Source organism: Methanobrevibacter curvatus (genome assembly GCF_001639295.1).
Classification (GTDB): domain Archaea; phylum Methanobacteriota; class Methanobacteria; order Methanobacteriales; family Methanobacteriaceae; genus Methanoflexus; species Methanoflexus curvatus.
Genome location: NZ_LWMV01000179.1, coordinates 1 through 19150 on the forward strand (window position 1 = coordinate 1; position 19150 = coordinate 19150).

At 24.8% G+C, this 19150-nt stretch carries 16 protein-coding genes; 6 read left to right on the forward strand and 10 right to left on the reverse strand.

The features are described from left to right. Positions 1 to 519: 519 nt before the first annotated feature. On the forward strand, positions 520 to 804 hold the full coding sequence (locus tag MBCUR_RS06240) for a UPF0058 family protein (protein WP_067091671.1): 285 nt from the start codon (positions 520 to 522) through the stop codon (positions 802 to 804). A gap of 158 nt (positions 805 to 962) precedes the next feature. Here the strand turns inward: MBCUR_RS06240 and cfbC are convergent, their stop codons facing one another. The 6 genes from cfbC to MBCUR_RS06270 all read right to left on the reverse strand — a co-directional run bounded on the left by cfbC (position 963) and on the right by MBCUR_RS06270 (position 7597). Further along, positions 963 to 1781 carry a Ni-sirohydrochlorin a,c-diamide reductive cyclase ATP-dependent reductase subunit gene (cfbC, locus tag MBCUR_RS06245; protein WP_067091675.1) on the reverse strand — a complete coding sequence of 273 codons (819 nt, stop codon included), beginning with the start codon at positions 1779 to 1781 and terminating at the stop codon, positions 963 to 965. A 39-nt stretch (positions 1782 to 1820) separates the two neighbouring features. Then, complete coding sequence (locus MBCUR_RS06250; RefSeq protein WP_067091676.1) at positions 1821 to 3203, reverse strand: U32 family peptidase; 1383 nt, start codon at positions 3201 to 3203, stop codon at positions 1821 to 1823. Positions 3204 to 3499: 296 nt separating this feature from the next. After that, a complete protein-coding gene (gene purF, locus MBCUR_RS06255) occupies positions 3500 to 4930 on the reverse strand; it encodes an amidophosphoribosyltransferase (RefSeq protein ID WP_211265133.1) in 1431 nt (476 codons plus the stop codon). Between the two features lie 243 nt (positions 4931 to 5173). Next, the gene (locus MBCUR_RS06260) at positions 5174 to 6694 is read right to left on the reverse strand and encodes a hypothetical protein (protein WP_067091682.1); all 1521 of its coding nucleotides are present in this window, start codon (positions 6692 to 6694) and stop codon (positions 5174 to 5176) included. A 413-nt stretch (positions 6695 to 7107) separates the two neighbouring features. Continuing rightward, the gene (locus MBCUR_RS06265) at positions 7108 to 7290 is read right to left on the reverse strand and encodes a 50S ribosomal protein L37e (protein WP_067091684.1); all 183 of its coding nucleotides are present in this window, start codon (positions 7288 to 7290) and stop codon (positions 7108 to 7110) included. Between the two features lie 73 nt (positions 7291 to 7363). Further along, positions 7364 to 7597 (reverse strand): LSm family protein, encoded by a 234-nt coding sequence (locus MBCUR_RS06270; protein ID WP_067091687.1) that lies wholly within the window; start codon positions 7595 to 7597, stop codon positions 7364 to 7366. Positions 7598 to 7960: 363 nt separating this feature from the next. Here MBCUR_RS06270 and MBCUR_RS06275 point away from each other — a divergent pair, with 363 nt between their 5' ends. Together MBCUR_RS06275 and arfB are read left to right on the forward strand one after the other, a co-directional pair. After that, positions 7961 to 8437, forward strand: a complete 477-nt coding sequence (locus MBCUR_RS06275; RefSeq protein WP_067091690.1) for a DUF1947 domain-containing protein — start codon at positions 7961 to 7963, stop codon at positions 8435 to 8437. A gap of 70 nt (positions 8438 to 8507) precedes the next feature. Then, entirely contained in the window at positions 8508 to 9197 is a 690-nt protein-coding gene (arfB, locus tag MBCUR_RS06280) for a 2-amino-5-formylamino-6-ribosylaminopyrimidin-4(3H)-one 5'-monophosphate deformylase (RefSeq protein WP_394329082.1), read from the forward strand. A gap of 152 nt (positions 9198 to 9349) precedes the next feature. Here arfB and MBCUR_RS06285 read toward each other — a convergent pair whose 3' ends face one another. Further along, entirely contained in the window at positions 9350 to 9709 is a 360-nt protein-coding gene (locus tag MBCUR_RS06285; RefSeq protein WP_067091695.1) for a hypothetical protein, read from the reverse strand. 212 nt (positions 9710 to 9921) lie between these two features. Between MBCUR_RS06285 and MBCUR_RS06290 the strand changes: the two genes are divergently transcribed. Further along, positions 9922 to 10413: a flavodoxin family protein gene (locus MBCUR_RS06290; protein WP_067091698.1), complete on the forward strand. Its 492-nt coding sequence runs from the start codon at positions 9922 to 9924 to the stop codon at positions 10411 to 10413. 115 nt (positions 10414 to 10528) lie between these two features. On the opposite strand, the gene MBCUR_RS06295 is transcribed toward MBCUR_RS06290, so the two are convergent. Then, entirely contained in the window at positions 10529 to 13405 is a 2877-nt protein-coding gene (locus MBCUR_RS06295; RefSeq protein ID WP_067091711.1) for a valine--tRNA ligase, read from the reverse strand. 441 nt (positions 13406 to 13846) lie between these two features. On the opposite strand from MBCUR_RS06295, the gene MBCUR_RS06300 reads away from it, so the two are divergent. Together MBCUR_RS06300 and pheT are read left to right on the forward strand one after the other, a co-directional pair. Then, positions 13847 to 14203 (forward strand): hypothetical protein, encoded by a 357-nt coding sequence (locus MBCUR_RS06300; RefSeq protein ID WP_067091700.1) that lies wholly within the window; start codon positions 13847 to 13849, stop codon positions 14201 to 14203. Positions 14204 to 14361: 158 nt separating this feature from the next. Continuing rightward, a complete protein-coding gene (gene pheT, locus MBCUR_RS06305) occupies positions 14362 to 16011 on the forward strand; it encodes a phenylalanine--tRNA ligase subunit beta (RefSeq protein ID WP_067091703.1) in 1650 nt (549 codons plus the stop codon). A 23-nt stretch (positions 16012 to 16034) separates the two neighbouring features. Here the strand turns inward: pheT and MBCUR_RS06310 are convergent, their stop codons facing one another. Beyond that, positions 16035 to 16847: a DUF7839 domain-containing protein gene (locus MBCUR_RS06310; protein ID WP_067091705.1), complete on the reverse strand. Its 813-nt coding sequence runs from the start codon at positions 16845 to 16847 to the stop codon at positions 16035 to 16037. Positions 16848 to 17094: 247 nt separating this feature from the next. Continuing rightward, positions 17095 to 18780, reverse strand: a complete 1686-nt coding sequence (locus MBCUR_RS06315; protein ID WP_067091708.1) for an FAD-dependent oxidoreductase — start codon at positions 18778 to 18780, stop codon at positions 17095 to 17097. Between the last annotated feature and the right edge of the window lie 370 nt (positions 18781 to 19150).

A 19150-nucleotide genomic window follows, 5' to 3' on the forward strand; every position in this document is an offset into this window, starting at 1 on the left:
AAAGAATAGATATAATTAAATATTTGAAAGAACATATTATATTTAGAGTTATTTTTATCAAAGACAAGTAAAGACAAATAATAGTTTCATTTTATTCAGCAAATAAACTTATATAAAAATTAATTTATGCTTTTTTCAGGATTATAACTCTTTATTTTATTTATTAAATTATTTAATAAATATATATCATATTTAAATGAAAATTTATGTTTTTAATAAAAATTAAATCACATAATACTTTTTTTATACCTAAAAATGACCTAAAAAAGAATAGATACATATGAATAATATTAATATAAAGAAAGTATTAAATATTAAAAAAAACAATAATAATAATTATTTTAATTTTTTAAAGTAGACTTTAAAATTTCATTTTTAAAAAAATCATGTAAAAAAATCATCAAAACAAAATATTAATAAATTTAGTACTAAATAATTTATTTAAAAAAAATATTAGATTTTGATCTATTTATAAATCGTACAATTGTTTAATAAAAATTAAATTTGAGGCTTTTATAAATGTATAAAGACGAAATGATTCAAATACACCAATTTTTAGTTTATGTTTTAAAGTACCTTGAAAATAACCAAGATATTGAATTTTCTTGTAAAAAATATATATCTCTAAATATTTCTCCCCATCATATTCATAAAACGAAAGCAGAACATAAACAGGCCATATTTGTTTTATCGAATACAATATCTGAGGTTGTTAGAAAAGAAAATGTTGATGCTATTCCAGATAATGTTTCTAATGCTTTATGGAGTTTAGTTAAAAAGTCTCAAAAAAACAATCTTAACTAAATTATTAATTTATTATTAATTTATTATTATTATTACTTATTGTTATTACTATTATCATGAATTAAGTACCCTATTAAACAAATATTATTTTAATTAAATACTATTGTTTATTAATATTTTTATAAATAACTTTTCTTATTTATCTATTTTTAAAATTTTCATTCCTTTGAATAATTTAAAAAGAATTCTTCAAACTCATCATCATCAAATGGAGATGGTGTTGACAAATTTTTGTTGTTTATCATGTCAATAATTAAATTTTCATAAGATTTTGCTTGATTTGATTGCGGAAATTTTTCAACAACCGTTTTTGCTTCAATCTCACTTTTTTGAACTAATTCATTCCGTGGAATAACACCTACAAGAGTAGTAGATAATTTTTTTGCAAAATCATTCACGATTTTTGCTTCATTTGATATTCCTTTTGAATTTAAAATTATTCCAGCTAATTTTCCTTTTAATTTTTTAACTCCTTTTGAAATGTTGTTAGCCGCATAAAGAGACATGTATTCACCAGAAGAAACTATATAAACCTCATCAGCATATTCTTCTCTCAATGGAACAGCAAATCCCCCACATACAACATCACCTAAGACATCATACAATATTAAATCTAAATTATCTGATATTCCATGAATTTTTTCAAGTAGATTCATTGCAACAATAATTCCTCGACCAGCACAGCCTACACCTGGCTCAGGTCCTCCACTTTCAACACATAAAACATTGTTAAATCCCTTAAAAATAATGTCATTTAATTGAGGGCTTTTTTTCTCTTTAATTGTATTTAAAATTGTTGGAAGTCTTCTACCCATAAGAGTTCTTGTTGTATCTGCCTTAGGATCGCATCCAATTACCATTACATCTTTGTTCAAATTAGAATAAGCTGTAGCAATATTACTTACAGTTGTAGACTTCCCTATTCCTCCTTTTCCATAAATAGCTATTTTTTTAGTCTTTTTGTTACTTTGATTCATTGTATTCCCCTCAGTTAAAACTCATCATACAAATATTAATTATTCTCTTTTAATTAACTTATATAAATTATCATTTTTTCTAATTTTTTTATCAATGGCTATTGCCACATTCTCTCCTTTTTCAGCAAAATTAACTGATTTATGGTTTATTTCCATTGATTTAATTACATGATTGATAGAACCTGTAGTTTTTCCTTGGATTAAAATTTCATCACCAATTTGCAGTTCGTCCCACAATTTAAACTCACCAACATGGATGTTATTGAAATAATTTTCTACTTTTCCTATATCTTTCTTTATAAACTTAGATTGATTCTGTTGTGACTGTTTATAAGGTTTTTCAAAGTAAAATCCTGTGTCAAATCCCCTATTAAAAACTTTTTTTAATTTATTAACCCAAATAGGGTTAAATTTATAGTTTTTAGAATCAGAAGAGTATAGATCTATCGCTTCTCTGTAAACTTCAGTTACTGTTGCAACATAATCTGGAGATCTAGCTCTTCCTTCAATTTTAAATGCACACACACCAGTTTCCATTAATTCTGGAATATGTTCAATCATTGCTAAATCATTAGGAGAAAAAAAGTGAGAAGAGTAAGTACTATCTTCAGATTCTGAAAGTATTATCTTATTTTTTATTTTATATTCATTAAAATTATTATTATTATTATTATTATTATTATTATTATTATTATTATTATTATTATTATTATTATTATTAGCATTACAATTATTATTACTATTATTACCATTATTATTCAAATTATTATTATTATTATTATTTCTATTCAAATCATTATTTCTTAAATTAAAATTATCCTCTAAATTTAAACTCCATTTAAATCTGCAAGGTTGTAAACATTCACCACAGTTAGCACTTTTCCCATAGAACTGTGAACTTAAAAAACATCTGCCTGACACAGCCATACACATTGCTCCATGAATAAAAATTTCTGTTTCAATTGGTGATTTTTCACAAATACACTTAATATCTTCAAGGTTCAATTCACGAGAAAGAACTGCTCTTTTAACCCCTAATTCTTTTAAAATTTTCAAAGAAGAGCTATTAGATATGTTTTCTTGAATACTTAGATGAATATCTAAATTATTATCCTTAGCAGAGCTTATAATTCCTAAATCTGAAATTATTAGTGCATCAAGCTCCATATTGGCTAAAATTGGAATTATAGACTCTAATTTTAAAATATCCTTGTCTTTTAAAATTGTATTTGAGGTCAAATAAATTGATGCAGAATAATCATGGGCCAGTTTAATGGCTTCTTTAATTTCATCTAATGTAAAATTCTTTGTATTTGCTCGCATACTCCATTTATTTAGACCAATATAAACTGAATCTGCACCATTATTTAAAGCAGCACTTAAACTTGAAAAATTCCCTGCAGGAGATAATAATTCAACCATAATATCATTTAAAGATTTAAATATAAATTAAAGCATTTAAAAAAAAAAATCGAATATCATATTATAAAAAAATTAAAAAAACATAATTAAAAAATCTAACTAATAAATTGAAAAAATGTAACCAATAAATTAAGAAAATATAAACTAATGCATTAAAAAAAAATTTGTAATCAACAAATTAAGAAAATATAAACTAATGCATTAAAAAAAAATGTAACTACTGACTTAAAAAATCTAACTAATAAATAAAAAAAAGTAAAAAAATTAGAAACAATAGCTATTTTAAAATGTTAGTATTAAAATTTGTAGTAAGTTTCAATATTTCTGTTTTTTGGAACATCTGTAGGATACTCTTCATTCATACAACCAAGACACAGATCTTTTTTAGGGATTCCAATTGCATCCACCAATGATTCTATAGAAAGATAGCCCAAATAGTCAACATCAATTTTTTCTCTTATTTCTTCAATAGTATAGTTAGCAACAATTAATTCTTTCTTTGAAGCCATTGAAACACCATAGTAACAGGGTGAAATTATCGGTGGAGAGCCAATTAACATATGAATTTCCTTCACATTGGCTTCTCTTAAAATTTGAATCATACCTGCTGATGTTGTTCCTCTAACAATACTGTCATCAACTAAAACTATTTTTTTACCCTCAAGCTCTGATTTAATAGGATTAACTTTTAATTTAACGGCTAACTCTCTTTCTTCTTGCGTAGGCATGATGAATGTACGACCAATATAACGATTTTTAATTAATCCTTCACCATATGGTACTCCAGAGGCTCTAGAATATCCAATAGCTACAGGGATAGATGAATCAGGCACTGGCATTACAACATCAACATCTGCAATTTTGTGTTCTTTAAACATGTTTTTTCCAATATTTAATCTAGTCTGATAAACATCTCTACCATCTATAACACTATCAGGTCTTGCAAAGTAAACATATTCAAAAACACAATGGGATTTTGAAGTAGTTTTTGAAATACTCATAAATTCAAATTTAATTTCATGATTTTCAAAGTAAACTATCTCTCCAGGTAAAACATCTCTAATGAATTTGGCACCAACAACATCAAATGCAACAGATTCAGATGCTATCATATAATAATCATCTTTTTTAGCTATTGCTAATGGCTTTAAACCTGCAGGATCTCTTATTGCAAAAAGTTCATTGTTGATTAATATTACAATAGTGTAAGACCCTCTTAAAACATCTGAAACATTTTCAATAGTCTGAATTAAGTTTTTAGTTTTATTGTACTCTTTTTTAATTAGATTACACAAAACTTCAGAATCAGTAGTAGAATAAAATTTAAATCCTTCTCTAATTAAGTCATGCCTTATTTCATTTGAGTTTATAATATCCCCATTATGAGCTATTGATAAAAATCCTTGATCAAAGTCTGTTACAAATGGTTGTGAATTTTTCAATTCAGAATCACCAGTTGTAGAATATCTTACATGGCCAATGCCACTTTCACCAGAAAGTGTTGAAATATCAAATCCTTTGAATGCATCAGTTAAAAGACCCATACCATGATGTTGATGTAAATCGCCATCAAAAGTTACAATTCCTGCTGATTCTTGACCTCTATGCTGTAAAGCATACAAACCATAATAAATAGATGAAGCAGCATTAAAATCTTTATTTTTACTATGGATACCTACAATACCACATTTATCCTTCAATATATTCTCTCCAATTAAAATAGTCATGTATATTTTTTATAAAGATTATGAAAATACAATTTTAATATATCTTATAAAAATAAAAAAATGAAAAAAATATTTAAAAAGTAAACAATATCATTTGATTAAAAATTAAATTGAAAATTTTGATAAAAAAAATATAATATTATTTTATTTTTTCTAATATATAATTTTATAGAAAAAAACATAGGTGAATTAATAGAAAAAAACATAGGTGAACAAAAAAATTAAAAAAATATTTTAAAACTTTTATTTAAAAAACCTATCAAAATCAATTGGAAAATCATCCAAATCATCGTTTTGATCTTCATTATGCTTTTTTCTTTTTTTAAAATCTTTTTTATCTTCATTAAATAATTCAAAAATATTATCCTCATCAATTCTTTCAGAATTATTATTACTATTATTATTATGTCTATTAAAATCTAAGTAATCATTTTGATTAATATTTTCTTGATTTTGGTTGATATCATTAGAGTTAGAGTTCGTACTATGATTAAAATCAACATTGTCAAAATCATCTGAAAAATATTCATCAAAGTCCAGATTTTTATAAAAATTGTTTTTTTCATTTAAATAAGGAGGTTGTGAGTGTTTTTCATTTTTATCTAATGAAAAATGATTATTGTGTTGATTATTTGTTTGAGAGTTTAATTTAGAGTTCAATTTAGGGTTAGGGTTTAATCCATGATTTAAATGAGAATCTGTTTGATTAATATTCATATTATCCCATGACTTTTTGTAATTTTGATGGGTATTAAAAATATCGTCATTGTTATCAATAAAAAGAAGAGCAGTTCGCAGAATTTTAAGCCATTCAATAGCTTCATCTTTAGAAATAGCTCCAATAAATCCTTGACCAATAATAATATTCTCAGGTTTAAATTTATTTGTAGCAATAACAATCATATTCATATCTAAAACATTTTCATTAAATATTTCCATCCAAATCTCTGAAAGTGAAAATATTTCTAAAATGTTTTTATCATGTAAGTTAGAGTATCTATATTTAAATTGAGACAAATCCTCTTGAATTGCCTTTAAATTCTTCTTTAAATAGCTTACTTCATCTTTTAATGCTTCATTTTCATTTAGACTTAATTCCAATTCATCTTTAATAAATTTAGTTTCAAGATTTAATTTCTCTTTTTCTTTAACAGATTCTTCGTGTTTATCATTTAATAATTTAATTTCTTCATTTAGTTCATTTTTATCGATATTTTGATAAATTGAAGAAAGACCTACAGAAACAATTGAATTTATCAATTCCCTATTAACCTCTTTTAAATCTGCACTAATAATGTTTTTAGGAATATTAAAACTAGAAATATATGAAACTTCAGACTTTAATTTATTTTTAATTTGATCTATTTTGCTAACATTATTATTATTATTATTATTATTATTATTATTATTACTATTATTGCTATTACTACTATTGCTATTATTAAGGTTATTGTTACTATCAATATTATTATCTGGCTCATTATTTAAATTATTAAAATCTAAATCATTAGCTATTAAAAGAATATCTGCACCTTTTGAAGCATTAACAGCAATTTTTAAGTTATTTGTAGGAATAATAGATGAAATAACAATTGAATAATCTTCTTTTAATTCATGAGCATTTATAGATTTATATAAAAACTCTGCTTTAGCTGGACTACCTGCAATTATCCTTAAATCAATTAAATTTCTTTCAAATTTAAAATTTGATTCAGGATTAGATTTAAAATCATTTGATTTTTCAGTTTTATCAGAATTATTCAATTAATCACCATTTAAAAATAAATATAGAATTGCTTTATAAAATTAAAACAAGCAAATAGCTAACAAAAATTAAATAAATTAAATAAATATCTTTTACTTATAATTATATTAAAAGAGTTATTTATAATTATTTATTTGTTTAGTAATCCATAAATGAAAAACTGAACAAAAAATTGAAATTATATAAAAAAATAGATAAGTAACCCAGAATAATAATGAAGAATGTAAATCCCAGATAAACATTAAATCATATAAAAAAAAAAAAAGTTAAAATTAAATAAAAAAAGAATTATTAAAAGGGTAAATTATTAAAAAATAATTATTAAAAATAAAAAAAGAATTAGTAAACAAATAAGTTAATGAAGAATAATTGAATATAAGAAATTAATAAAAAAATAATTAATAAGAACCAATTATTTTAATCTTAATCCATTATATTTTTTGTTTTGCCAATTGTATCTTCTGACTCTTTTTGATTTGCCAAATCCACAAGAAGCACAAACTTTTTTACGGACATGGTAAGTATTTCTTCCACATCTTCTACATCTAATATGGGTCTTTTTATTCTTTTTACCCATTGAAGGTGTCCCTTTCATTGATATCCTCCCCTAATTTGATTATGACTTTTTAATTGAAATTAGAACTTTATATTAGAATTAAATAAATATATTAAGGTGATATATAAACTATATTGTCCCCACGAATAAGGACAGTTCCTAATTTACGAACCACTTCACCATTTTGTAACTCTTCTGCATCATTAAGAACAAGATTTAAATGTAAATCAAAACTTTTTAATAATCCACGAAACTCTCTTTCTCCTTTAAGTTTTATTAAAACTGGAGAATTAATTGCTTTTCCTAATGCATCTAATGGTCTTTGAACATTTCCTTGATTTCTCATAAAAAAAACACCTAAAAATATTTTAATTAAATAGATTGTATCATTAATAATACTAATATAAAAATTTTAATATCAATTAAAGATAATTAATTTTGATTAAAAATCTAAATTAATAGAAAATTAATTATTAAAGTTAAATATAATTAAGTTTATAATAGTGTTAATTATAATTTATTAATATTATTATTAAATTATTATTAAATTATTATTAAATTACAATCCTAATTAAACTAAATCTAATTTATAACTTTAACATAAAATATTTATATTCAATTTTATATTTAAACTTAACTATTAAAATGTCTAAGGTATTTAAAAAATATAAAGTAAAAAAATAAAATAAATAAAAAATAAAATGATAAAATGAAAGTTCGAAAAAGATATTTTCTTAAAAAGAAGAAAGTTAAAGAATTAAAAAAAGACTTAGGGGAATATGCATCCCCCATTTTAGACAATGGCAAAATTGAAATGTTAGAGTCAGATCCAATTCCATTTATTTTAGTGAATGGAAAACCTTCAATAATAATTGTAGATGGAAAACCTTACCCTACATTAAAATCAGTAATAGCTAACCAATTTGATATTAAAAAAGTTGTAGTTGATATGGGTGCTGTTAAATTTATGGCTAATGGTGCTGATGTTATGAGTCCAGGAATTGTTGACAGTTCAGATGATGTAAATAAAGAAGATATTGTTTTAATAGTTGATGAAAAATATGAAAAACCATTAGCTATAGGAGTAGCTTTAATAAGTGGTGATGAAATGGTAAAAAATGATAAAGGAAAAGCTATTAAAACTATTCACTACATTGGGGACGAAATTTGGGATTTAAAGATATAATATATTGTTTTCTGTTTTAATCAAATAGAATTTAGTAGAGAATAAAATTTAAATGAAAATAAGTGATTTAATGAAATTACAATATAACAGTGGAAACATTAAAAACCCAAATGTTCATAAGATTGGAGTGATAGCTTTAGGCTCACACTTAGAAAATCACGGCCCAGCATTACCTATAGACACAGATGCTAAAATATCCAGCTATATTGCGTTAGAATCTGCTTTACAAAGTGGAGCTAAGTTTTTAGGTGTTATTTACCCTGCTTATGAAATAGCTGAAATAAACCATGGCATCCATAACAGTTTAGAAGAGTTAGTTGATTATATTATAAATACTATAAAATTAGCAGTAAAATATCTTTATATAGAAAAAATAGTAATTATTAATGGTCATGGTGGAAATTTAGAGCTTTCAAGGCATTTAGAAAAAATAGAAGACGAAACAGACACTTTTATCATTTTAAACAACCATATTATATCTGCTGAAGGACCACATGGTGGTTCTGGAGAACTTTCTATGGGAAAAGTTTTGGGAATTATAGACGAAAGCGAAATTAAAAATCAAACAAATTTAGAAGAATATGGAGAAGTTGGGTTGCATAAATTCAAAAAAGCAAGACAAAAAGACCCTGGAATCGAAGAATCAGCAAAAAAAATAGAAAATGAAGGTGTTTATGTCGATGAAGTCTACGGTAAACAACTATTAAATTTAGGAGTAAATTCGGTCTTATTTGACATAGAAAAACTATTGGACATATAAGAAACATAGCAAAAAAATGAGATAATACTACTATAATAAAAAAAATAAAAAAGAATATTAAAAATTATAATAATAACTCATGAAAAATACTAAAAAAGAGTAAAAGTTAAAAAAAAATAAAAAAAATAAGAATAATAACTCTAAAAAATAAATTAAGTAGATGAATCCACTGTGGATGGTTTTGAATCAGTTTTTTCATCACCGGTACTTGGATTATTTTGATTACTATTATCAGAAGATGGATTTTTAGAATTTTGTGAACTCGAAGAATTTTTATATGTACCCGATGAAGTTGAACTTGAATTGCTTGTTTTTTTCTTAGTTGTTTCTGTGGAATCAGGCAAATCAAAAATACTTGTAATGTTGTTTGAATTTTCTAATTCACTATCTTCTGGAATAGGAAGTAAAAATGAAAAATCTCCAGTAATAACTGCTGCAACATTACTAACTCCAAATGCTATAAGAGCAACAACTAAAATAACAGACATTTGACCTAATCTTTCTTTATTCATAAAAATTCCTCAATTAAGAATATTATTATAAATTTTTGTAATTCAAAGTATTTATATCTTATTAACAAAAAACTTGAAAAAAAATTAAAAAACATTTCAAAAATTAAAAAATTTAAAAAACATTTAATACACTAAATATAATATAATATAATATAAAACATAGATAATTGATTTAATTTTAAAATTTAGCAATAAATAATTGGTGGTAAAATATGAAAATCTTAATAGCATATTACTCAAGAACAAATGTAACTGCAAATGTTATAAATAAAATTTCAAAAGAAATAGATTGTGATATAGAGATAATTAAAGATAAAAAAAATCGAAATGGAACTTTAAATTATTTAAAATCAGGAATTGATGCTGTACGAGGAAAAGAAACTGAAATAGAAACTCCAAGTAAAAATCCTTCTGATTATGATTTAACTATAATTGGAACACCTGTTTGGGCTTCTACAATGGCTACTCCTGTTTTAACATATTTAAATCATAAAAAAGAAAAAATTAAAAAACTTTCAATTATCATAACTACTGGATCAAGTGGTATTGAAAAAACAATCAACGAAATAGAAAAGTTAGTTGGAACTACTTCTGTTGAATCATTAACATTAAAAAGAAATGATTTAGGTAATATTGCAGAGTACAATAATAAAATTTCAACTTTCATATCCAAAATTAAGTCATTAGGTAATGAAAGTAAATAAAAAAAGAATTTAAAAAAAATAAAAAGAAAAATAAAAAAAGAAAAAAAATAGAAAAATAAAATAAAAATGAATAAAAATAATCATATAAAAAAAAACTCAAAATTATATTAGATTTTTACCTGTAAATTTCGATTAATAAATCAGAATTCTCAGGATTTAAAATTTCTACTTTTTTGCCTGAAGATCCTACTACTTCTTTTTTCATATTCAAGTGCTCATTTGTAATTATATTGCCTTCAATATCTATTTTACCATTATTACTAAGAATATTATCTATTTTTTCAATTGAAATTGAATTAAGATATTTTAAAATCTTTCCAGCTTCTCCTTTAAATTCTGGACCTATTTTATCCATTGCAGGAGTAATTTCAACTACCTTTTCTATAATCTCAAGCTTTCCAGTTTTAAAATTCAAATTATTTATTTTTAAAGTTCCTTTAATATCATCTTTAAATTTTTCTAATGATTTAAATAGCTGTTCATTTTTGAAGTATATATTAACTTCACTTAATGGAGTATTTAATGGTAATTTAGAATTTGATTTAAATCTTCTTATTTCAGCTATTAAATTTACTGCTTTAAATCCCTCTTCTTCAGCTTTTAGATCAATTAGGTCATTGTTGACCTTAGGCCAATCAGTATTTTCAATTGATTCTATTTTATTATCTAAAGTTTTATCTAAAGCCCAATATAATGTCTCATTTGAAAAATAGCTATAGACTTCATCTGCAAAATGAGGAGTAATTGGATTTAATAATTTTAAAACAGTTTCTATAATAGTTTTTAAAGTATATTTAGCAGCATATTTAGAATTAATAGCTTTTTCATCTGTTTCTTTACTATAAAGTCTGTATTTAACTGCTTCAATATAATCATCACAGAAATCATGCCAAACAAAGCTTTGAGTGGAGTTAATAACTGTTGCAAAATTGTAACTTTCAAAACTTTCGCTTGCAAGATTAACAATATTGTTCAACTTAGATATGATCCATTTGTCCAATGGCTGAAGATGGTTATTTAAAATTTCAGTTAAGTTGCCAGAATTTTTTAAATTAAAATCATTGAAAACAGTTCTATTAATTTCATCATCTGTTTTTTTCTCACTATCATTTTTATCATTAAAAATATGAATACTGATAAATCTAAATGCATTCCAGAATTTTCTTAAAAATTTATATCCATACTTAATATCATTCCAATCAAATGGTACATCAGAACCAGGAACACTATTAGATGCCCAAATTCTTAAAGCATCTGCACCATATTTAATGATAACATCATCAGGAGCTATTACATTTCCTCTGGACTTACTCATTTTATATCCGTCTTCTCCAAAAACCATACCATTTATTTCAATTTCTTCAAAAGGTTTAAGACCAGTTAAAGCTTTAGTTCGAAGTATTGTATAAAACGCCCAAGTTCTAATAATATCATGACCTTGAGGGCGTAAATCTGCAGGGAATTTTTCAGAATAATCTTCTTTTGGCCAACCAGCAATTGAAAGTGGAGAAATTGAACTATCCATCCATGTATCTAAAACATCTTCTTCACCTCTAAAATTACTACTTCCACATTCACAAATATATGGTTTTTCTTGTTTCTTTGAATCAATTATTGTAGGAGATTTTTGAGTCGGATCAATTGGTATCTCATGTAGTTGTGCAACATGAACCTTTCCACATTCTTTACAGTACCAAACAGGAATAGGTGTTGCAAAAATTCTTTGTCTTGAAATACACCAATCCCATTCCATAGAATCTACCCAATTTAAAAGCCTACTTTCCATGTGTTTTGGGTTCCATTTAATGTCACTACTAGCTTCTTTAATATCATCTACTAATTTGTTAACTGCAACAAACCATTGCTTTTTAACTAAAATCTCAATAGGAGTTTTACATCTCCAACATTGACCTACATTTTGATCGACTTCTTCTTGCTTGATTAAACAACCCTCTGATTTTAAATCATCAATTGTTTGGAGTTTACATTCTTTTAAATCCATTCCTTCATATCTTCCTGCACTTTTAGTCATTTTTCCTTGAGGATCAATTGGTTCAATAATATCTAAATTGTGTTTATTTACCCAAGTTACATCTGTTTTATCACCAAATGTACAAACCATAACTGCACCTGTACCAAAATTAGGATCTACTTCTTCATCAGCAATTACTTCAACAGCTTGACCAGATAATGGAACTTCAACTTTTTTTCCTAAAATATCTGAATATCTTTCATCTTTAGGATTAACAACAACTCCAACACAAGCAGACATTAATTCTGGACGAGTTGTAGCTATTAATACTCCTCCTTCCATGTTTGAAGAGTTTTTATCATCCTTATCTGTTTTAACAACACCGTATCCATCATCGGTTTCTGCCAATGCTCTAAATTTTACATAGTTAAGATAAGTTTTATTTGAGTTATATTCAACCTCAGCAAAGGCAATAGCTGTTTCACAACGTGGACACCAGTTAACTGGATGAATTCCTTGATAAATTAAACCTTCTTCATACATCTTTAAAAAAGAATATTGAGTTCTTTTCATGTACTCTGGAGTCATTGTAATATATTCCATGCTCCAATCTTGAGAAAATCCCATTGTCTTCATTTGATTTTTCATAAGTTTAATGTTTGTTTTAGTCAAATCAACACACATGTCTCTAAATTCAAGTCTTGAAACATCATTCTTTTTAATGTTATGGGTTTCTTCGACTTTAACTTCAGTAGGAAGTCCATGACAATCCCAACCTTGAGGAAATAATACATCATAACCTCTAAGACGTTTATATCTTGCAACCATATCAATATAACTCCAATTTAATACATGACCCATATGAATTGAACCAGTAGGATATGGAGGTGGAGTATCTATAACATAACGAGGTCTTGTCCCATCTCCAATAAACTTATGAGTATTTTTATCTTGCCATTTTTTTTGCCAAATGACTTCTTTTTTATGGTCATATTCTTTTGGAATCTCTTTTTTTGTCATCATTTTTACTCCAAATATAATTTAATTAATATAATTAGTAATAAGGTATTAGTAACTAGTAGAAAAATTAATAAAAAATAAAAAAGTAATAGAAATCAATAAAAAAAATAATTAATAAAAAATAATTAATAAAAATTTAATCTGCAAATTAGGAAAAACTATTTATTTAATAAAAGATATATATAATGTATTATAAAATCTTAAAAAATAGCAATAATTAAATAAATAATTAAATATAATAGTTAAATCAATTATTATATATTTTAATCATTATTACTTTATGTTTTTTAATATTTATAAATTTTTTTAATTATATACAATTATTAATAAAAAATACTATTATGAATATTATTATGCAAAAATGTTATTATCTAAAGATATTATTAAGCTAATTGTAAAATAAATATATTAAAACTAGTAATTTAAGTTACAGGTGAATAAATGGAAGCATTATGGTTTTTAATAGCTGTTGTTTTAGCCATTAGTGATGAACTACATAGTTTTTTAATGTGGAATCTATTAAATGGTTTTTACATTGTTTTTGCAGGAATCATAAATAGCTATGTATCAACAACACTACAAGGATGGCTAGTCCATGAAGGAATTGAAGCAGTTTTCCACTTTTTCATATTAACAATTGTTTTTTTAAATCCTTTAATTGGAGTTATTGGAGGATTAACCCATTTTATAATAGATTTAGCTCATTCAGTTTATGGAGAAAATATGAGTCATATAGAACATAGAGCACTTCATTTTGTAATTGAATCATTAGTTTTCATGGCTATTTTTGGTTTATAAAAATATTAAAATATATTTAAAAAGTTATAGAGTTATAGAATTGTAAACTAATAAAATTATAGATATTACAGATTATTAAAATTATAGATATTATATATTATTAAAATTGTAAATTTATTGAGTTATAAATTTAATTTCATCAAAGATTGAGGAATAAAATGCCTGTTATTAGTTTTAAATATGAAGATTTAGATGAATTTGGAATTTCAATTGAAAAAGAAAGATTAATTGATATTATCCCTATGCTGGGAAGCGATATTGAAGATTACAATGATGAAGAAATAAAAATCGAGTTCTTTCCAAATAGACCAGATCAATTATCTCTTCCAGGGCTTTCTCGAAGTTTGAAAGGATTTTTGTCACAAGAAACTGGTTTTCCTCATTATAACCTAGTTGAATCTGGTGAAAAAGTTATAGTAGATAAGGACATACTTAAAATACGACCTTACATTGCCTTTGCTTTAATTAAAAATGTTAATTTTACTGGAGATAAACTAAAACAAATAATGGATTTTCAAGAAAATCTTCATTGGGTTATTGGAAGAGACAGAAAAAAAGTAGCAATAGGAATACATAATTTAGATGTAATTACTGGACCTTACTCCTATATTGGAACTGAAAAAGAAGATAATAGCTTTGTCCCACTGGAACATAAAGTTAAAATGACTCCATTAGAAATTCTAAGTGAACATGAAAAAGGAACTAAGTATGCGAAGCTCATTAAAGATTTTAATAAGTTTCCACTCATATTAGACAGTGAAAATCAAGTTTTATCTATGCCTCCAATTATAAATGGAGAGTTAACAAAGCTTTCAGAAGATACAAAAAATATTTTAGTAGATGTGACTGGAACAGATGAAATAGCAGTTAATCAAACATTGAATATAATATGTTCATCATTTGCTGAGGTTGGTGGCAAAATAGAAAGTTTAGAAATTGTTTATCCAGACAAAACTATTACAAGCCCTAATTTAAAGGCAAGTGAAAAAATTCTTCACATTGATACTACAAATGAGTTAATTGGAATTAATATTGATGTGAAAGAAGCTGAAAAACTTCTTTTAAAAGCAAGAATGGATGCTAAAATATTAAATGACAATGAAATTCTTGTTACAATCCCTTCTTATAGAGTAGACATTTTACATGAAGTAGATTTAGTTGAAAATATAGCTATTCAATATTGTATCAACAAAATTGAATCAAAACTCCCTGAAATAGCTACAATAGCCAATGAACACTCTTGGTTTAAAAACGACAAAATAATTAGAGAAATAATGGTAGGACTTGGTTTTCAAGAAATAATGAGTCTAATGTTAACTAGTGAGGAAAACCACTATCAAAAAATGAACAAGCAAGAAAAAGAACATGTTCAAGTCGAAAAACAAATAACCATTGATAGAACTATGATTAAAACCAGTTTAATCAATGGAATAATTGAATTTTTAGAAGATAACAAACATGAAGATTTACCTCAAAAAATTTTTGAAATTGGAGACATTTTATACTTAGATGAGGATAAAGAAACAAAAACTAAATTGGTTAAAAAACTTGCAGGAGCCATTTGTCATTCAACAGCAAATTTTACAGAAATGAAATCTACAATAGCCAATATTTTGTCTAATTTAGGTTATAAAATGACTATATATCCATCTGAAAATGAAAGTTTTATCCCTGGAAGAGTAGCTGATTTTATTGGTGAGACTAAAAATACTAAACTTAAAGGAGTGTTTGGAGAACTTTCACCAGAAGTTATAGTTAATTTTGGTATTGAATATCCCATAATAGCCTTTGAGCTAGAGTTTTTATAAAATAAAGAAATAAATAGAGAGTATTACATATGGGCATCAACTATGTTGTACTTAATATTTTCATGTTCTAATTCTTTTGTTATTCCTTTAGTCATATTTCCAACAGCCAAAACAAAGACATTTAATCCTTTTTTAGAAGCGGAAACTGCTGAACTAGCAGTTGCAAATTGAATATCAATTGGAATATTAAGTTTTAATGCAACAGCCCTTGAAATTGTCCCCATAATTCCAACTTTATCAAATTTCTTATCTATTCCCCATTTATTTAAACCTGTGTTGTAAATTTCTTTAATTAAATCCAAATCAGCCATTTTAGACCCACCTTGTTGAATGTTTGGAAGAGAAACTATGACAACCTGACCTAATTCTAAATCAACGGTTCCATTAAGTGAACTTAAAGCAACATCATCATTTATATTTGAATCAGATAATACAACAGCCATTGCACTCTGTTTTTCTTTTGTAGCATACAAAACACCATCTTCAAGGACTAAACCAACTTTATCTCCCTTTTTAAATTTATCTTTAGATATTGCAGGCCATACAGATTTATAATAATTCATTATATTCAATACATCGTCAGCATACTTTTTTAAACTTAATGCATCTTTTTTTACTTTTACTAATCCTTTTTGAGTAATTTTATAAGGTGATCTTCCATCTTGCGAGGATATATAATCATTGTCAATCAAAAATTTAATATTTTCAGAAACTGCTTGAACAGTTATCCCTAGTCTCTCAGCAATATTTTTTTGACGAAGATGAGGTTCTTGTTTAGAAATTTCACCAAGTATTTGAAAATGAGTCATTTCTCCTCTTTTTTTAAAAATTTTCATGATTTACCTTCTTAAAAATTTAATATAAAATAAAAAAAAATAAAATAAACATAATAATAAAAATAGAATAAAAAAATTAATAATTAAATTAAAAATTAATAATTAAATGTAAAATATTAATAATTAAATTAAAAGTTAATAAAATAAACTAAGAATTAATAAATAAATTAAATATGATAAATAAATTAAATTTAAATAATCTTATTAAAAATATGTTTTAATTATTTATATAATTTTTTATAAAAAATTAATCCAAATAATGTTGATTTAAATTAAAAATGGCTGGAGCTTTAAGGACTTCTCCTTTATAGGAAAAAATAGATCCATGACAAGGACATTCCCATATTTTTTCAGCATCATTCCAATATAAATGACATGATTGATGAGTACATCTACCATCAAGGATAAATACTTTTGAGTTTTCATCTTTATAAATGGCTAAGATTTTATTTTCAAAAATAATTAATTTTTCTGTCTCATTTTCCAAATTTAAAATATTTTCCTCTAAGTTATCCCATACTTCAATATTGTCTGCTATAATTTCATTTCTATCATTTAAGTCATGGTTAACTTGCTCAGTGCTTTTTAATTTTGTATTCTTTAATTTAATATTTTTTTCATAATCTGATTTTTTAAACCTTTGTGGAGAAAATATTTCAGAGTAATTATCATCTTTATTTGAAATTAAGTTCGTTATAACAATCCCTGATATTGTTCCTGTATTCATTCCCCAGCTATTAAATCCTGATGCAACATAAAACCCTTTTCGAGAAGTTTCTCCAATAAATGGAATTCTATCTTCAGTTAAATTATCTCCACCAGTCCAATAATTTTCAAAAGATTTGACTTCCATTAAATTTTCAGCTATTTCTTTAACTTGCCTGTAATAATCCCATTGACTTTTACTTGCTTGAATTGGATGATGTTGGGAAAGTAAAATAGCCATTTGTCCTTTTTTTGATGGATTGTATCTTAAAGTAGAAAAAGGGCTTGAAGATACAAACATGGTGTTTAACATTGGCTTTTTTGGAATAAAACTAAGAATATGGGATTTATTTTGAATAAAATGTTCATATAATCTATCAGGATCATAGATTGGAGTATTTGTAGCTATTACAACATATTTAGCATTTATCTCCCCATTTTTGGTTTTTACAACTTTTGTACTATTATTATTATTATTATTATTATTATTATTATTATTATTGTTGTTGGATTTATTGTTTTTACAGGATTTATTGTTTTTATCAAAATTTAAGCCATTATTCAAATTATCCTTGTTATTAGGTAAAATTACATCTCCATTATCCACAATCATATTCACATGGCTGTTTTCAAATATATATGAACCATTTCCACCTATGTAATTTGCAAGTCCATGAATATACTTTAATGGGTGGAATTCTGCCTGATTATCATAGACTAAAGCCAAATTTGCTTTATTGTATGGTTGAGGAATGTCTTTAGTTAATTTTGCAGGAATATTTAATTTTTTTAATGCATCTAATTCTTTTTCAATGAGTTTAAGATTATTTTCATCATTTTCCATTGAAAATAAATAAAAAGGAACAATTTTATAATCACAATCAATATTAAGAATCTCAATTGTATCCTTTATCTTATTAAACCCATCAAAGTATGCTTGTTTAAATTTCAAGGTGAAGTCGAATCCAAATTTATTTAGTAAATAAGAATAGATTAAATTTGAGCCATAACTTATTTTTGCAGAGCTTGTTCCTGTAATATACTGACCTATCTTTTTAGATTCTACAACAGCAACTTTAAACCCCTCCATTTTTAAAAAAGTTCCGATTGAAATTCCAGCTATTCCACCACCAACTATAACAACATCAACATTAAAACTACCTTTTAGTTTATCGTAATTTCTCCCATCAAAGTCTAACCAAAATGATTTATGATCTCCTAAATCCAAAGTATCACCAAGCAACTAAATAGCTAAAAGCTAACAAAATTTTTTAAAATATGATTATATTCAAAAACATTTGTTCATTATTTAATAATAGTCTTTTCATATTATTTAATATTTTAAAAAAAAATGTTAAAAAAAATATAAAAAAAAGAACACTCATGTATTTAAGAAAGACAATTACTAGAATAGCAAACTTAATACACCACAAAAAGACTAAAACTAAAAGGTAGAGGAATTTATACAAAAAATAAACCCCTATTAGCTACATAGTTTCAAGAATTACTAGATAAATAATGCTTAAAATAGCACACAATTTTTCAAAAAAAAAAAAAAAAAAAAAAAAAAAAAAAAAAAAAAAAAAAAAAACAAAAAA

Coding starts and splice junctions, on each gene's coding strand:
- MBCUR_RS06240 (WP_067091671.1), top strand. CDS start 520: ATGTATAAAGACGAAATGATTCAAATACACCAATTTTTAGTTTATGTT.
- cfbC (WP_067091675.1), bottom strand. CDS start 1,781: ATGAATCAAAGTAACAAAAAGACTAAAAAAATAGCTATTTATGGAAAA.
- MBCUR_RS06250 (WP_067091676.1), bottom strand. CDS start 3,203: ATGGTTGAATTATTATCTCCTGCAGGGAATTTTTCAAGTTTAAGTGCT.
- purF (WP_211265133.1), bottom strand. CDS start 4,930: ATGACTATTTTAATTGGAGAGAATATATTGAAGGATAAATGTGGTATT.
- MBCUR_RS06265 (WP_067091684.1), bottom strand. CDS start 7,290: ATGAAAGGGACACCTTCAATGGGTAAAAAGAATAAAAAGACCCATATT.
- MBCUR_RS06270 (WP_067091687.1), bottom strand. CDS start 7,597: ATGAGAAATCAAGGAAATGTTCAAAGACCATTAGATGCATTAGGAAAA.
- MBCUR_RS06275 (WP_067091690.1), top strand. CDS start 7,961: ATGAAAGTTCGAAAAAGATATTTTCTTAAAAAGAAGAAAGTTAAAGAA.
- arfB (WP_394329082.1), top strand. CDS start 8,508: ATGAAATTACAATATAACAGTGGAAACATTAAAAACCCAAATGTTCAT.
- MBCUR_RS06285 (WP_067091695.1), bottom strand. CDS start 9,709: ATGAATAAAGAAAGATTAGGTCAAATGTCTGTTATTTTAGTTGTTGCT.
- MBCUR_RS06290 (WP_067091698.1), top strand. CDS start 9,922: ATGAAAATCTTAATAGCATATTACTCAAGAACAAATGTAACTGCAAAT.
- MBCUR_RS06295 (WP_067091711.1), bottom strand. CDS start 13,405: ATGACAAAAAAAGAGATTCCAAAAGAATATGACCATAAAAAAGAAGTC.
- MBCUR_RS06300 (WP_067091700.1), top strand. CDS start 13,847: ATGGAAGCATTATGGTTTTTAATAGCTGTTGTTTTAGCCATTAGTGAT.
- pheT (WP_067091703.1), top strand. CDS start 14,362: ATGCCTGTTATTAGTTTTAAATATGAAGATTTAGATGAATTTGGAATT.
- MBCUR_RS06310 (WP_067091705.1), bottom strand. CDS start 16,847: ATGAAAATTTTTAAAAAAAGAGGAGAAATGACTCATTTTCAAATACTT.